15 protein-coding genes are annotated in these 13,645 nt (G+C 57.9%); 9 read left to right on the plus strand and 6 right to left on the minus strand.

Annotated elements, in window-relative coordinates; translation table 11 throughout:
• Nucleotides 1-70: 70 nt before the first annotated feature.
• Nucleotides 71-1,165 (plus strand): cell division protein ZapE, encoded by a 1,095-nt coding sequence (gene zapE / locus PMI27_RS08935; protein WP_008155962.1) that lies wholly within the window; start codon nt 71-73, stop codon nt 1,163-1,165.
• Between the two features lie 204 nt (nt 1,166-1,369).
• Here the strand turns inward: zapE and PMI27_RS08930 are convergent, their stop codons facing one another.
• A complete protein-coding gene (locus PMI27_RS08930) occupies nt 1,370-2,266 on the minus strand; it encodes a GlxA family transcriptional regulator (protein WP_173860460.1) in 897 nt (298 codons plus the stop codon).
• Between the two features lie 244 nt (nt 2,267-2,510).
• On the opposite strand from PMI27_RS08930, the gene PMI27_RS08925 reads away from it, so the two are divergent.
• Nucleotides 2,511-3,647: an acyl-CoA dehydrogenase family protein gene (locus PMI27_RS08925; protein WP_008155966.1), complete on the plus strand. Its 1,137-nt coding sequence runs from the start codon at nt 2,511-2,513 to the stop codon at nt 3,645-3,647.
• 104 nt (nt 3,648-3,751) lie between these two features.
• Here PMI27_RS08925 and PMI27_RS08920 read toward each other — a convergent pair whose 3' ends face one another.
• Nucleotides 3,752-4,792, minus strand: a complete 1,041-nt coding sequence (locus tag PMI27_RS08920) for an NADP(H)-dependent aldo-keto reductase (protein ID WP_008155968.1) — start codon at nt 4,790-4,792, stop codon at nt 3,752-3,754.
• 245 nt (nt 4,793-5,037) lie between these two features.
• Here PMI27_RS08920 and rplM point away from each other — a divergent pair, with 245 nt between their 5' ends.
• The 7 genes from rplM to PMI27_RS08885 all read left to right on the plus strand — a co-directional run bounded on the left by rplM (nt 5,038) and on the right by PMI27_RS08885 (nt 9,923).
• On the plus strand, nt 5,038-5,466 hold the full coding sequence (gene rplM / locus PMI27_RS08915; protein WP_007905295.1) for a 50S ribosomal protein L13: 429 nt from the start codon (nt 5,038-5,040) through the stop codon (nt 5,464-5,466).
• A gap of 14 nt (nt 5,467-5,480) precedes the next feature.
• Nucleotides 5,481-5,873, plus strand: coding sequence for a 30S ribosomal protein S9 (gene rpsI, locus PMI27_RS08910; protein WP_003216038.1), 393 nt, complete (start codon nt 5,481-5,483; stop codon nt 5,871-5,873).
• 267 nt (nt 5,874-6,140) lie between these two features.
• Nucleotides 6,141-6,734: a ubiquinol-cytochrome c reductase iron-sulfur subunit gene (gene petA, locus PMI27_RS08905; RefSeq protein WP_008155973.1), complete on the plus strand. Its 594-nt coding sequence runs from the start codon at nt 6,141-6,143 to the stop codon at nt 6,732-6,734.
• Nucleotides 6,734-7,945 carry a cytochrome b gene (locus tag PMI27_RS08900; protein ID WP_008155974.1) on the plus strand — a complete coding sequence of 404 codons (1,212 nt, stop codon included), beginning with the start codon at nt 6,734-6,736 and terminating at the stop codon, nt 7,943-7,945. The genes petA and PMI27_RS08900 overlap by 1 nt, the downstream gene beginning before the upstream one ends.
• Complete coding sequence (locus tag PMI27_RS08895; protein ID WP_008155976.1) at nt 7,945-8,727, plus strand: cytochrome c1; 783 nt, start codon at nt 7,945-7,947, stop codon at nt 8,725-8,727. Before PMI27_RS08900 ends, PMI27_RS08895 begins: the two co-directional genes overlap by 1 nt.
• Nucleotides 8,728-8,875: 148 nt before the next feature.
• Nucleotides 8,876-9,493, plus strand: a complete 618-nt coding sequence (locus tag PMI27_RS08890; protein ID WP_008155978.1) for a glutathione S-transferase N-terminal domain-containing protein — start codon at nt 8,876-8,878, stop codon at nt 9,491-9,493.
• Between the two features lie 16 nt (nt 9,494-9,509).
• A complete protein-coding gene (locus PMI27_RS08885) occupies nt 9,510-9,923 on the plus strand; it encodes a ClpXP protease specificity-enhancing factor (RefSeq protein ID WP_008155980.1) in 414 nt (137 codons plus the stop codon).
• 182 nt (nt 9,924-10,105) lie between these two features.
• Here the strand turns inward: PMI27_RS08885 and PMI27_RS08880 are convergent, their stop codons facing one another.
• From PMI27_RS08880 to PMI27_RS08865, 4 genes are all read right to left on the minus strand, one after another.
• Complete coding sequence (locus PMI27_RS08880; RefSeq protein WP_008147477.1) at nt 10,106-10,684, minus strand: BON domain-containing protein; 579 nt, start codon at nt 10,682-10,684, stop codon at nt 10,106-10,108.
• Nucleotides 10,681-11,274: a phosphoheptose isomerase gene (locus PMI27_RS08875; protein ID WP_007943727.1), complete on the minus strand. Its 594-nt coding sequence runs from the start codon at nt 11,272-11,274 to the stop codon at nt 10,681-10,683. Before PMI27_RS08875 ends, PMI27_RS08880 begins: the two co-directional genes overlap by 4 nt.
• 104 nt (nt 11,275-11,378) lie before the next feature.
• On the minus strand, nt 11,379-11,741 hold the full coding sequence (locus PMI27_RS08870) for a YraN family protein (protein ID WP_008147480.1): 363 nt from the start codon (nt 11,739-11,741) through the stop codon (nt 11,379-11,381).
• A complete protein-coding gene (locus tag PMI27_RS08865; protein WP_008147482.1) occupies nt 11,741-13,552 on the minus strand; it encodes a penicillin-binding protein activator in 1,812 nt (603 codons plus the stop codon). The genes PMI27_RS08870 and PMI27_RS08865 overlap by 1 nt, the downstream gene beginning before the upstream one ends.
• Nucleotides 13,553-13,645: the final 93 nt, after the last annotated feature.

The following is a 13,645-nucleotide window of genomic DNA, read 5'->3' on the forward strand; positions in this document are numbered from 1 at the left end:
AGGGCTGATTGCCATTCCCACGGGCCGTCGCTACAGTGACGGCCCGTTTTTGTTGCCTTGCTAACGAATTATGACGCCCCTAGAACGATATCAAGCTGATCTGAAACGCCCGGAATTCTTCCATGACGCCGCGCAGGAAACTGCGGTGCGCCACTTGCAGCGCCTGTACGACGATCTGGTCGCGGCCTCGCACAGCAAACCGGGTCTGTTCGGCAAACTGTTTGGCAAGAAAGACGCGGCACCGGTCAAGGGTCTGTACTTCTGGGGTGGCGTCGGTCGCGGCAAGACCTATCTGGTCGACACCTTCTTCGAAGCGCTGCCGTTCAAGGAAAAGGTCCGCACTCACTTTCACCGCTTCATGAAGCGCGTGCATGAAGAGATGAAGACCCTCGGCGGCGAGAAAAACCCGCTGACCATCATCGCCAAGCGCTTCTCTGACGAAGCCCGGGTGATTTGTTTCGATGAGTTCTTCGTGTCCGATATCACCGACGCGATGATCCTCGGCACGCTGATGGAAGAGCTGTTCAAGAACGGCGTGACCCTGGTCGCGACTTCGAACATCGTGCCGGACGGTCTGTACAAGGACGGCCTGCAACGTGCCCGCTTCCTGCCAGCGATTGCGCTGATCAAGCAGAACACCGAGATCGTCAACGTCGACAGCGGCGTCGATTATCGTCTGCGTCACCTTGAGCAAGCGGAGCTGTTCCACTTTCCGCTGGATGATGCGTCCCACGAAAGCCTGCGCAAGAGCTTCCGCGCCCTGACGCCGGAATGCACGGCAGCCATCGAGAACGATGTGCTGATGATCGAGAACCGCGAAATCCGCGCCTTGCGTACGTGCGATGACGTGGCCTGGTTCGACTTCCGCGAACTCTGCGACGGCCCGCGCAGCCAGAACGATTACATCGAACTGGGCAAGATCTTCCACGCCGTGTTGCTCAGCGGTGTCGAGCAAATGAGCGTCACCACCGACGACATCGCCCGACGCTTTATCAACATGGTCGACGAGTTCTACGACCGCAACGTGAAGCTGATCATTTCTGCTGAAGTCGAGCTCAAAGACCTCTACACCGGCGGTCGCCTGAACTTCGAGTTCCAGCGCACCCTGAGTCGCCTGCTGGAAATGCAGTCCCACGAATTCCTGTCCCGGGCACATAAGCCGTAGGACGTTTCGGAAAATAAAAAAAGGCCTGCATTGCAGGCCTTTTTTTGTGCGCTGTAGAAACTCTCTTGCACATCAAGATCCCTGTGGGAGCGAGCCTGCTCGCGATTGCGGTGTGTCAGTCACATCAATGTTTAATGTGATACCGCTATCGTCGGAGCGCCGCCCGGAGCCGGCTCGCTCCCACATTGGATTTGTGTTCAGTCTTTAAGCGGCTTGTTGGAACTGCTGCCGATACTGGTTCGGCGACAACTCCGTGTGCTGACGGAACAGCCGAGCGAAGAAGCTCGCATCGTCATAGCCGACTTCATAGCTGATGGTCTTGATGCTCTTGCGGCTGCCGGACAGCAGGCCCTTGGCGGTTTCGATGCGCAGTCGTTGCAGGTAATGCAGCGGCTTGTCGCCGGTGGCGGTCTGGAAGCGCCGCATGAAGTTACGGATGCTCATGCCGTGTTCGCGAGCCACGTCTTCGAAGCGGAATTTGTCGGCGAAGTGTTCTTCGAGCCAGTGCTGGATCTGCAGGATGATCACATCCTGGTGCAGCTTCTGACCGCCGAAACCGATTCGTCCTGGCGAGTAGCTGCGCTGCACTTCATAAAGGATGTCGCGGGCCACGGCCTGGGACACGTTGGCGCCGCAGAAGCGTTCGATCAGGTAAATGTAAAGGTCGCAGGCCGAGGTGGTGCCGCCAGCGCAATACAAGTTGTCGGCGTCGGTCAGGTGTTTGTCCTGATTGAGCTGAACCCGTGGGAAGCGTTCGGCAAACGCGTTGAAGAAGCGCCAGTAAGTGGTCGCTTCCTTGCCGTCGAGCAGCCCGGCCTCGGCCAGCCAGAACACCCCGGTGGCTTCGCCGCAGAGGACTGCACCGCGAGCATGTTGCTGGCGCAGCCAGGGCAGGACTTGTGGGTAACGTTGGCAAAGCGTGTCGAAATCGTCCCAGAAGGCTGGAAGGACAATGATATCGGCGTTTTCCAGGCCGCCATCCACCGGCATGATCACATCGCTGAAGCTGTTCACCGGTTTGCCGTCGGGGCTGACCAGGCGGGTTTCGAACGCGGGAGTCAGGCCTTGGCCCAGTTGTTTGCCGTAACGCAGGCTGGCCAGGTGGAAGAAATCCTTGGCTTGCATGAGGGTGGAAGCGAAAACCCGGTCGATAGCCAGGATGCTGACGCGCCGCAAGGGCGTGGAGACTTGGTTAGACATAATTCAACTTTATTCTTATAGGGGAAAGTGGTCACCAGACGGCTGGATCGTCTTATTTTTTGTCGGATGTGTCCAGTGTCCTGTATCGGATGCGAGGCATAGTCTCTGAAGGTCAATTCCGGCTAACAATAACGACAGGTGCCGCATGATCCCCAGAACCTTGTTCAGCTCCGAGCACGAACTTTTTCGCGACAGCGTGCGAACGTTCCTCGAAAAAGAGGCCGTGCCGTTCCATGGGCAATGGGAAAAACAAGGCTATATCGACCGCAATCTCTGGAACAAGGCAGGGGAGGCGGGGATGCTGTGTTCGCATCTGCCGGAAGAGTACGGCGGTCTGGGGGCAGACTTTCTCTACAGCGCGGTGGTGATCGAAGAGATCGGTCGTCTCGGCCTGACCGGTATCGGTTTTTCCCTGCATTCGGACATTGTCGCGCCGTACATCCTGCATTACGGCAGTGAAGCGCTGAAACACAAATACCTGCCGAAGCTGGTGTCTGGCGAGATGGTCACGGCGATTGCCATGACCGAGCCGGGTGCCGGTTCCGACCTGCAAGGGGTGAAAACCACCGCGGTGCTCGATGGCGACGAGTACGTGATCAACGGTTCGAAGACGTTCATCACCAACGGCTATCTGGCGGACCTGGTGATTGTCGTGGCCAAGACCGATCCGAAGGCTGGCGCGAAAGGCACCAGCCTGTTTCTGGTGGAAGCCAACACCCCGGGCTTCGCCAAGGGCAAGCGTCTGGAAAAAGTCGGCATGAAGGCTCAGGACACCTCGGAACTGTTCTTCCAGGACGTTCGGGTGCCCAAGGAAAACCTGTTGGGGCAGGCCGGGATGGGCTTCGCGTACCTGATGCAGGAATTGCCGCAGGAGCGTCTTACCGTTGCCGTCGGCGGGCTTGCTTCGGCTGAAGCTGCGTTGCAATGGACGCTGGATTACACCCGCGAGCGCAAGGCATTCGGCAAGGCGATCGCCGACTTCCAGAACACCCGCTTCAAACTGGCGGAGATGGCGACCGAGATTCAGATCGGTCGGGTCTTCGTCGATCGCTGTCTGGAACTGCACCTGCAAGGCAAACTCGACGTTCCGACCGCAGCGATGGCCAAGTACTGGGGCACCGACCTGCAATGCAAAGTGCTCGACGAGTGCGTGCAGTTGCATGGTGGTTACGGTTTCATGTGGGAATACCCGATCGCCCGGGCGTGGGCGGATGCGCGGGTGCAGCGGATCTATGCGGGGACCAACGAGATCATGAAGGAGATCATTGCGCGGTCGCTCTGACCTTGCAGTGACTGTTATACCGCCATCGCGAGCAGGCTCGCTCCCACAGGGATTGCGCAAAACCTGTGGGAGCGAGCCTGCTCGCGATTGGGTCTATGCATCAATCAAGGTGCAGGATTGGGCTGATCCTGGTGAATCGCCTCGATCCCTGCCAACACTTCATCGGAAAGTTTCAGATCGAAGCTGGCAATGTTGCTGTCCAGCTGCTCCATCGTCGTCGCGCCAATGATGTTGCTGGTCACAAATGGCTGCTGAGTGACAAATGCCAACGCCATTTGCGCCGGGTCCAGGCCGTGTTCACGCGCCAGTGCCACATAACGACTGCACGCGGCTTCCGACTGCGGGTTGAAATAGCGGCTGAAGCGGCTGTAGAGGCTCAGGCGACCTTTAGGCGGGCGCGCGCCACCTTCGTACTTACCCGACAGGAAACCGAACGCCAGCGGCGAATAGGCGAGCAGGCCGCACTGTTCGCGGATAGCGATTTCCGCCAGGCCGACTTCGAAGCTGCGGTTGAGCAGGTTGTACGGGTTCTGGATCGACACGGCGCGCGGCCAGCCACGGGCTTCGGCCAGGGCGAGAAAGCGCATGGTGCCCCATGGCGTTTCATTGGACAGGCCGATGTGGCGGATCTTGCCGGCCTTGACCTGCTCGTCCAGTGCTTCGAGGGTGTCCTCCAGCGGCGTGAGGTTGGCTTCGGTCTGGTGTTTGTAACCGAGCTGGCCGAAGAAATTGGTGCTGCGCTCCGGCCAATGCAGCTGGTAGAGGTCGATGTAGTCGGTCTGCAAGCGCTTGAGGCTGGCGTCCACGGCTTCGGTGATGTGCTGGCGGTTGTGCCGCAGGTTTTTGTCGCGGATGTAGTCGATGGTGTTACCGGGGCCGGCGATCTTGCTGGCCAGGATCCAGTCGGCGCGATCACCACGGCTTTTGAAGTAATTGCCGATGTAGCGCTCGGTGGTGGCGTAGGTTTCGGCCTTGGGCGGCACCGGGTACATCTCGGCAGTATCGATGAAATTGATCCCGGCGCTCTTGGCCCGTTCAATCTGGGCGAAGGCTTCAGCCTCGCTGTTTTGCTCGCCCCAGGTCATGGTGCCGAGGCAGATGGCGCTCACGTTCAGATTGGTTCGGCCTAGCTGTCGATAATCCATCGGGTGCTCCTTGGGCAAAACAATCATAAAAGCAGGTTGAATTATTTTTCGCAATCTGCATAATTGCGCACCTCTTTCTGCAGTGGAAGTGATGCGCCGCCGCCGAAGAATCTTGCCGTTGAACGGACGCGCCGACCCGAGCCCCCGAAAGCGTCTGTATCCGGCTGCCTTTGACTTGTCAAAGTACGCACTATTCAGTAAGATCCGCCGTCTAATTTACAGGGCGGCCCCTGAGGCTATAAAGAATGAAAACTTTTACTGCTAAACCGGAAACAGTACAGCGCGACTGGTTTGTCGTCGACGCTGCAGGTCAGACCCTGGGTCGTCTGGCCACCGAAATCGCGAGCCGTCTGCGTGGCAAGCATAAAGCTGAGTACACTCCTCACGTTGACACCGGCGATTACATCGTCGTTATCAATGCCGAGCAGATTCGTGTAACCGGTGCTAAAACCACCGACAAAATCTACTACTCCCACTCCGGTTTCCCGGGCGGCATCAAGTCGATCAACTTCGAAAAGCTGATTGCTAAAGCCCCTGAGCGCGTGATCGAGACCGCGGTCAAAGGCATGCTGCCTAAGAACCCGCTGGGTCGCGACATGTATCGTAAGCTGAAAGTCTATGCGGGCGCTGTACACCCTCATACTGCTCAGCAGCCCCAAGAACTGAAGTTTTAACGGAATAGTTCATTATGTCGGCGACTCAAAATTACGGCACTGGCCGTCGCAAGACCGCAACCGCACGCGTTTTCCTGCGTCCGGGTACTGGTAACATCTCCATCAACAACCGCACCCTGGAAAATTTCTTCGGCCGCGAAACTGCCCGCATGGTAGTTCGTCAGCCGCTGGAACTGACTGAGACTGTCGAGAAATTCGACATCTACGTCACCGTGATCGGTGGTGGTGTAAGTGGTCAAGCTGGCGCAATCCGCCACGGTATCACTCGCGCACTGATGCAGTACGACGAAACCCTGCGTGGCGCTCTGCGCAAAGCTGGCTTCGTTACTCGCGATGCACGTGAAGTTGAACGTAAGAAAGTTGGTCTGCGTAAAGCGCGTAAGCGTCCGCAGTACTCGAAGCGTTAATTCGCTTTTACGTTCAAAAAGAACGCCCAGTTTCCTCGCGAAGCTGGGCGTTTTTTTATGGGCGCGATTTATCAAAGAATTGCTCTGTGACAACTTGCCACAGCCGTAGAAGCCCTATACTGCAAGGCTTGGCAGTTAAGCCCCTCGGTAATTACCTTGTCAGAATTGGGGCTTTTCATTACCATTCGGCAAAATTTTTATAAGTTCAGATTTTTACTTAGTAGACGCCTGATTTAACAGGCCACAAAGCTGATGGGAGAGGACTGAATGAGCAATGACGGCGTGAATGCAGGCCGGCGTCGCTTCTTGGTAGCAGCCACATCCGTGGTGGGTGCTGCAGGAGCGGTGGGGGCTGCGGTCCCGTTCGTGGGGTCATGGTTTCCCAGTGCCAAGGCGAAAGCCGCAGGTGCACCGGTGAAGGTGAATGTCAGCAAAATCGAGCCAGGCCAGCAGATGATTGCTGAGTGGCGCGGTCAGCCGGTGTTCATTGTCCGCCGTACCGGGGAAATCCTGGGGAATCTGAAAAAGATCGAGGGCCAGCTGTCTGACCCGACCTCCAAGAACTCGACACAACCGACCTATGTCGACCCGGAAACGCGTTCGATCAAGCCAGAGGTTCTGCTGCTGATCGGTATCTGTACGCACCTGGGTTGCTCGCCGACCTTCCGTCCAGAAGTGGCACCTGCGGATCTGGGCAAGGACTGGGTAGGTGGTTATTTCTGCCCTTGCCACGGTTCCCACTACGATCTGGCTGGCCGCGTCTACAAGTCGCAACCTGCGCCTTTGAACCTGCCAGTTCCCCCGCATTCCTATGAGACCGATGACATCATTGTCATTGGCGTCGATACGGAGAAAGCGTGATGAGCAAGTTCATGGATTGGGTTGATGCGCGCTTTCCCGCGACCAAAATGTGGGAAGACCATCTCAGCAAGTACTACGCCCCGAAGAACTTCAACTTCTTCTATTTCTTTGGTTCCCTCGCACTGCTCGTTCTGGTCAACCAGATCGTTACCGGTGTATGGCTGACCATGAGCTACACCCCGTCGGCGGAAGAGGCGTTTGCATCCGTCGAATACATCATGCGCGACGTCGAGTACGGCTCGATCCTGCGTCTGCTGCACTCCACCGGCGCCTCGGCGTTCTTCATCGTGGTCTATCTGCACATGTTCCGTGGCTTGCTCTACGGTTCGTACCAGAAACCGCGTGAGCTGGTGTGGGTCTTCGGCATGCTGATCTACCTGGCGCTGATGGCTGAAGCCTTCATGGGTTACCTGCTGCCGTGGGGGCAGATGTCCTACTGGGGTGCCCAGGTGATCATCTCGCTGTTCGGTGCGATCCCGGTCATCGGCAACGACCTGACTCAGTGGATCCGTGGTGACTACCTGATTTCCGGTATCACCCTGAACCGCTTCTTCGCCCTGCACGTTGTTGCCTTGCCGATCGTGATCCTCGGTCTGGTGGTGCTGCACGTTCTGGCGCTGCACGAAGTCGGTTCGAACAACCCGGACGGCGTGGACATCAAGAAATTCAAAGACGAAAACGGCGTACCGCTGGATGGCATTGCCTTCCACCCGTACTACACCGTGAAAGATATCGTCGGCGTGGTGGTGTTCCTGTTCATCTTCTGCTCGATCGTGTTCTTCTTCCCGGAAATGGGTGGTTATTTCCTCGAGAAGCCGAACTTTGAAGTGGCGAACGCCTTCAAGACCCCAGAGCACATCGCTCCGGTCTGGTACTTCACACCGTTCTACGCGATTCTGCGGGCGATTCCGGACAAGCTCCTGGGCGTTATCGCCATGGGCGCGGCCATTGCTGTGCTGTTCGTCCTGCCATGGCTCGATCGTAGCCCGGTCAAGTCGATGCGTTACAAGGGTTGGCTGAGCAAGATCTGGCTCTGGGTGTTCTGCATCTCGTTCGTGATCCTGGGCGTGCTGGGCGTATTGGCCCCAACCCCTGAGCGGACGTTGCTGTCGCAGGTATGTACCTTCCTGTACTTCGCCTACTTCATTCTGATGCCGTTCTACACCAGGCTCGAGAAGACCAAACCGGTTCCGGAAAGGGTGACTGGCTGATGAAAAAGCTATTTGCTGTACTGATTCTTGCTGCTTTGCCTGTGCTGTCCTTCGCGGCCGAACACGGTGGTCCTGAGCTCGAAAAGGTCGATATCGACGTTTCCGACAAGGCTGCCATGCAGGATGGTGCGCGTACATTCGCCAACTACTGCATGGGCTGTCACAGCGCCAAGTTCCAGCGTTACGAGCGTGTCGCCGATGACTTGGGCATTCCACACGACCTGATGCTCTCGAAGCTGGTGTTCACCGGCGCCAAGATCGGCGACCACATGAGCATCGGCATGCAGCCGGCTGACGCCAAGGCCTGGTTCGGTGCGGCGCCGCCCGACCTGACCCTGGTCGCCCGCGTTCGTGGCACTGACTGGCTCTACGGTTACCTGAAATCTTTCTACGAAGACCCATCGCGTCCTTGGGGCGTGAACAACAAGGTATTCCCGAACGTCGGGATGCCTAACGTTCTGGTCGGCCTGCAGGGTCGTCAGGTGGTAGGCTGTAAACAAGTTCAAATCGTCGATGACGGCAAGAAGCAATACGATCCGCTGACCGGCACGGCTTTGACTCATGAAGCCTGCGACCAGCTGACCATACTGCCGAAAACCGGCACGCTGAACGAAGAGCAGTTCGACGAGAAGGTCAAGAATCTGGTGACCTTCCTGGCCTACTCGGCCAACCCGGTGAAGCTGCAGCATCAGCGCATCGGTACCTATGTGTTGCTGTACCTGGCGTTCTTCTTCGTATTCGCATACTTGCTCAAGCGTGAATACTGGAAAGACGTCCATTGATATTGCTGTAAAATTGCTGTCAATCGCGCGCGCCCAAGGGCGTCTCTGAAGGTGTAACGAGCCTGGTGATCCAGGCGTTACGAGAGGCGCCCTCTGGGCGCGCGCGTTTTTCCGTTTCCGATAATTTCAACAAGCGAGGAGGACCGCCATGGGCGTGACCAATCGGTTGGCCTGTTACTCCGACCCCGCCGACCACTATTCCCACCGAGTGCGTATCGTACTTGCAGAGAAGGGTGTCAGCGCCGAGATCATTTACGTGGAAGCTGGTCGCCAGCCGCCTAAACTGATTGAAGTGAACCCTTACGGCAGCTTGCCCACCCTGGTCGATCGTGACCTGGCGTTGTGGGAGTCGACCGTGGTGATGGAATATCTGGATGAGCGTTATCCGCACCCGCCTTTACTGCCGGTTTATCCAGTGGCGCGTGCCAACAGCCGTCTGCTGATTCATCGTATTCAGCGTGACTGGTGTGGTCTGGTGGATCTGATCCTGGATTCCCGGTCCAAGGAAGCAGCCCGTGTCGTGGCTCGTAAAGAGCTGCGCGAAAGCCTGACTGGCGTGTCGCCGTTGTTCGCCGACAAGCCGTTTTTCCTCAGTGAGGAACAAAGTCTGGTGGATTGCTGCCTATTGCCAATACTCTGGCGATTGCCGATTCTGGGTATTGAACTGCCGCGGCCTGCCAAGCCGCTGCTTGATTATATGGAGCGCTCGTTTGCGCGTGAGGCTTTCCAGGCGAGTCTGTCTGGTGTCGAACGCGATATGCGCTAAGGCTTAAGGAGCCGCTATGAACTCCAGTCGACCTTATCTGGTCCGCGCGCTCTACGAGTGGATTGTGGACAACGATTGCACCCCGCACATGCTGGTCAATTCCGAGTATCCGTCGGTGCAGGTGCCTCAGGGTTTTGCCAGTGACGGACAGATTGTCCTGAACGTATCGCCGGCAGCCGTGCGTCATCTGCACATGGACAACGAAGCGGTCAGCTTCGAAGGGCGTTTCGGTGGCGTGCCACACACCCTGTACGTGCCTATCGCATCGATCCTGGGCATTTACGCCCGGGAGAACGGTCAGGGCATGGTGTTCGATCTGGAATCGCCTATGGAAGACGAGGAAGAGATCGAGCCGGATGACGATATTCCGCCACCCGACAGTGAGCCGCCGCGTCCCAGCGGTCGACCCAGTTTGAAAGTGGTGAAGTAATAAAAAAGGCGATCCGAAAGGATCGCCTTTTTTATTACTTCACCACTTTCAAACCGTAGGAGCTGTCGAGTGAAACGAGGCTGCGATCTTTTGATCTCGATTTTGATTTTTGATTTTTCAAGATCAAAAGATCGCAGCCTCGTTTCTCTCGACAGCTCCTACACAGCTCCTGCAGATCGATATCAGTCGATGTACTCAAACAGCTTCACGATTTTCTGCACTCCGGAAACGCCCTGCACCAAATTGGTGGCTTGGGCAGCTTCCTGTTTGGTCAGCAGACCCAGCAGGTAGACGATGCCGTTCTCGGTGACGACCTTGATGCGCGAGCCCGGAATGTTCGGATCGGTGAGCATCTGCGTCTTGATCTTGGAGGTCAGCCAGGTGTCGTTCTGGCGGGCAAGGAAGCCGGAAGGTGGCAGGACTTGCAGTTCGTTGTGGACTGTCTTCACGCGCTGAACAGCGGCAGCGGCCTGTTCGGCCTTGGCCTTGAGGTCGGCACGCGGGGTTTGCCCGGCAAGCAGCACGACGCCATTGAAGCTGGTGACGACGATGTGCGAGTCGTTATCCAGGGCTGGATCGGCCTTGGCAATGTTCACGCCGACCTTGGTGTCGATCAGAGAGTCGTCGATCTTGCTGCCGAAGGTGCGGGTGCCGCGGTCATCTTCAATCGGTGCTTCACGGCTGGCGTTAACCACCGAGGTGCAGCCGCTGATGCCGAGGCACAGTGTCAAGGCCAGAAGGCCTAGGCGATTAGGGGTCATTCTTCACTCCCGAACAGTTGGCTGTCGATCAAATCGCAAAGGCAATGGATCGCCAGCAGGTGGACTTCCTGAATACGTGCGGTGACGTTGGCCGGTACGCGAATCTCGACGTCCTCGGGCAATAGCAGCGACGCCATGCCGCCGCCATCGCGACCGGTCAATGCTACGACAACCATTTCGCGATCATGTGCGGCCTGGATCGCTTGAATAATGTTTGCCGAGTTGCCGCTGGTGGAAATCGCCAGCAATACGTCACCCGGCTGGCCGAGGGCGCGGATCTGTTTGGAGAAGATTTCGTTGTAGCTGTAGTCGTTGGCGATCGAGGTAATCGTCGAGCTGTCGGTGGTCAGCGCAATCGCTGGCAGGCTCGGACGCTCACGCTCGAAACGGTTGAGCAGCTCGGACGAGAAGTGCTGGGCATCACCGGCAGAGCCGCCGTTGCCGCAGGACAGCATTTTGCCTTCGTTGAGCAGGGCGTTGACCATCACTTGGCTGGCTTGCTCGATGTGCGGTGCAAGTACGTCCATCGCCATTTGCTTGGTATCGATACTGGCCTGAAAAAGCTGGCGAATTCGGGATTGCATGTCCATCTGTGTGACCTTAATTAGCGCGGCTACTCGGCACATGAATGTGCAGCCCGCAAAGCAAAGAGCAAAAGTGTTGGGTGAAAGTGTCCGGTTCGGGGTGCACGCGATCAGCTGTCGAAGGCATTCTGCAACCAGTTCAACTGATCGAGGTTGCTGTCGATGGCAACCACGTCGAAACGGCAAGGGGAATTGGCCCAACGCGACTCGCGCTGAAGAAAATACTGCGCGGCAATTATCAGTTTCTGCCGTTTGCGCTCATCGATGCTACCGAGCGCGCCACCCCATTGAGTGTTTTTTCTGTAGCGGACTTCAACGAATACTACTGTATCGCCATCAAGCATGACCAGATCAAGCTCGCCGCGTTTACACAACCAGTTCTGCGCCAGCAGGCGCAGACCTTGTTGTTGAAGATGCTCGAGCGCATGGCGCTCGGCATCTTTACCGCTTTGCTGGCGTGATCGGTCGGGCATCAGTGCGGGGTGTCCGGCAGGCGTTGAACCTGGCCGCTGACAAACTGTGCCCACGGCAACTGGCGGACCACACGTTGGTTCTGAGTCATGCCCAGGCTGCCCGATTGACCTTCGATGCGGCTGTCCGGCAGAGCCTTGAGTTGCCCCAGGCGTGGTGCCAGGCGATAGGCATCAACACCCATCGCGTACAGACGGCCCAGGCTGCCAGCAGCTTGCGGCCACTGAGCGGTCACTTGCTTGCGCAGTGGATCGTTAGCCTCCAGCAACCATGGGGTTTCGCAGAAGCGAATGCCGTTCATGTCGTTGTACTGGTTCACATCGCCGCTGGCACTGAACACGTGGGAGGTGGCATAAACCGGCACGTCGCCGGCGTACTGGAAGTTCAGGGTCGGCTTGATCTGCTGGGCTTGCTGAGGCGTTGCAGCCAGGAAGATGAACTCGATGTCCTGGCGACGCGAAGGCTGGGCGGCTACCTGTCCGCCAACGGTGCTTTGCAGGCTCTTGGCACGACCTTCGCTCTGACGCAGCTGGAACATGTCGGCGATCTGCTGGGCCAGTTGAACCGGTTGGTCGACGCGTTCGGTGGCGACGATGCTGCCACCGTTAGCCTGCCAATCCTGGCTGAACGCTTTCAAGACGCGATCGCCCCATTCGCCTTTCGGCACCATGATAGCTGCGCGATGCAGGCCATCGGCGCGAGCGCGGCGGGACACTTCGCGGGCTTCGTCTTCAGCCGCAAGACCGAACTGGAACAGTTGGGCCGGACCTTGGGCGCCTTCGCTGTAATTCAGCGCCAGGGTGGTGATCGGCAGTTGCGGGCGAGCGCTGAGCTGTTTGACCAGCGGTTTCTCCAGCGGGCCGACGACCAGTTGCACGCCATCGGCCTGAGCCTTGCGATAGAACTCGTCGAGGGACGTCAGGCGCGAGCTGTCATAGAACTCGATCGCTGGTGGCTTCTGCCCGGCTTGTTGGGCCTGGTAGTGAGCAGCCATGAAGCCTTCACGCAGTGCTTTGCCAACCGACGCCAGCGGGCCGTCTTGTGGCAGCAGCAGGGCGATTTTGCTCAGGGGCTGGCTGGCCAGTTCCTTGAGCTTGGTCAGTGGCAGCGGCAATTGAATGGCGGCCGGGTGCTTTGGATTCTGTGCGCGCCAGTTGTCGATCGCGGCTTGCTGCTGTTCCAGGGTGCCGGCAGTTTTCACCGCCAGTGCCAGACCCATCCAGCCGCCGAGGTCGTCGGTGGTGCTCGGCTGCAATTGATCAGTCGGTAGCGAGGCGATCAGGGTCCAGATCGCTTCGTGGTTTTTGCTGGCGGCTTCACCTTCAAGCATTGGCGCGATGAAGATGCGCTCCCGTGCGGCGGCCAGCGTCTGGCCATCGGCTTCAAGGGCGCGGGCACGAACAGTGCCGGTGCGAACCTGTTGCTCAACCGGTAGTTCACTCAGGCGTTGCAGGCTCGGATGACTCAAGGCTGTCAGCGCCGCTTTGGGCTGATTGCGAACCATGGCCAGTTCAGCCGCCAGGGTGCTGGCGAACACCTGTTGGCCAGGCTTGAGGGTTTCGACCGGGACTTGTTGCAGGATTTGCGCGGACTGGCCGGCATTCCCCTGACGATAGGCCAGGTCTGCCGCGCTCAGGCGCAACAGGGAGGCTTTTTCCGGGTCTTTGCTTTGAGCGGCCTGTGCGAGCAGTTGCTCGATACTGGCATCCGGGGTCCGTGGAAGTTCGCCAAGGCTGGAGGAGGGCGAGCTGGCGCAAGCCGCCAGCAAGGCAGCAAGGCAGAGGGCAGTGAACAGCCGCAGGCAAGCGATCATGTAGTGTTCCTGATACTCGATCAAATTAGCGTGGAATTGTACCCAAGCACTGGCCGGGGCGCGATGTTACTGGTGTGAATCGATCAATTTAGC

The sequence above is a fragment of the Pseudomonas sp. GM41(2012) genome, assembly GCF_000282315.2.
Classification (GTDB): domain Bacteria; phylum Pseudomonadota; class Gammaproteobacteria; order Pseudomonadales; family Pseudomonadaceae; genus Aquipseudomonas.

Bases quoted from the DNA above. Each gene is read 5' to 3' on its own strand.
- zapE (WP_008155962.1), top strand. From the start codon at position 71: ATGACGCCCCTAGAACGATATCAAGCTGATCTGAAACGCCCGGAATTC.
- PMI27_RS08925 (WP_008155966.1), top strand. From the start codon at position 2,511: ATGATCCCCAGAACCTTGTTCAGCTCCGAGCACGAACTTTTTCGCGAC.
- PMI27_RS08920 (WP_008155968.1), bottom strand. From the start codon at position 4,792: ATGGATTATCGACAGCTAGGCCGAACCAATCTGAACGTGAGCGCCATC.
- rplM (WP_007905295.1), top strand. From the start codon at position 5,038: ATGAAAACTTTTACTGCTAAACCGGAAACAGTACAGCGCGACTGGTTT.
- rpsI (WP_003216038.1), top strand. From the start codon at position 5,481: ATGTCGGCGACTCAAAATTACGGCACTGGCCGTCGCAAGACCGCAACC.
- petA (WP_008155973.1), top strand. From the start codon at position 6,141: ATGAGCAATGACGGCGTGAATGCAGGCCGGCGTCGCTTCTTGGTAGCA.
- PMI27_RS08900 (WP_008155974.1), top strand. From the start codon at position 6,734: ATGAGCAAGTTCATGGATTGGGTTGATGCGCGCTTTCCCGCGACCAAA.
- PMI27_RS08895 (WP_008155976.1), top strand. From the start codon at position 7,945: ATGAAAAAGCTATTTGCTGTACTGATTCTTGCTGCTTTGCCTGTGCTG.
- PMI27_RS08890 (WP_008155978.1), top strand. From the start codon at position 8,876: ATGGGCGTGACCAATCGGTTGGCCTGTTACTCCGACCCCGCCGACCAC.
- PMI27_RS08885 (WP_008155980.1), top strand. From the start codon at position 9,510: ATGAACTCCAGTCGACCTTATCTGGTCCGCGCGCTCTACGAGTGGATT.
- PMI27_RS08880 (WP_008147477.1), bottom strand. From the start codon at position 10,684: ATGACCCCTAATCGCCTAGGCCTTCTGGCCTTGACACTGTGCCTCGGC.
- PMI27_RS08875 (WP_007943727.1), bottom strand. From the start codon at position 11,274: ATGGACATGCAATCCCGAATTCGCCAGCTTTTTCAGGCCAGTATCGAT.
- PMI27_RS08870 (WP_008147480.1), bottom strand. From the start codon at position 11,741: ATGCCCGACCGATCACGCCAGCAAAGCGGTAAAGATGCCGAGCGCCAT.
- PMI27_RS08865 (WP_008147482.1), bottom strand. From the start codon at position 13,552: ATGATCGCTTGCCTGCGGCTGTTCACTGCCCTCTGCCTTGCTGCCTTG.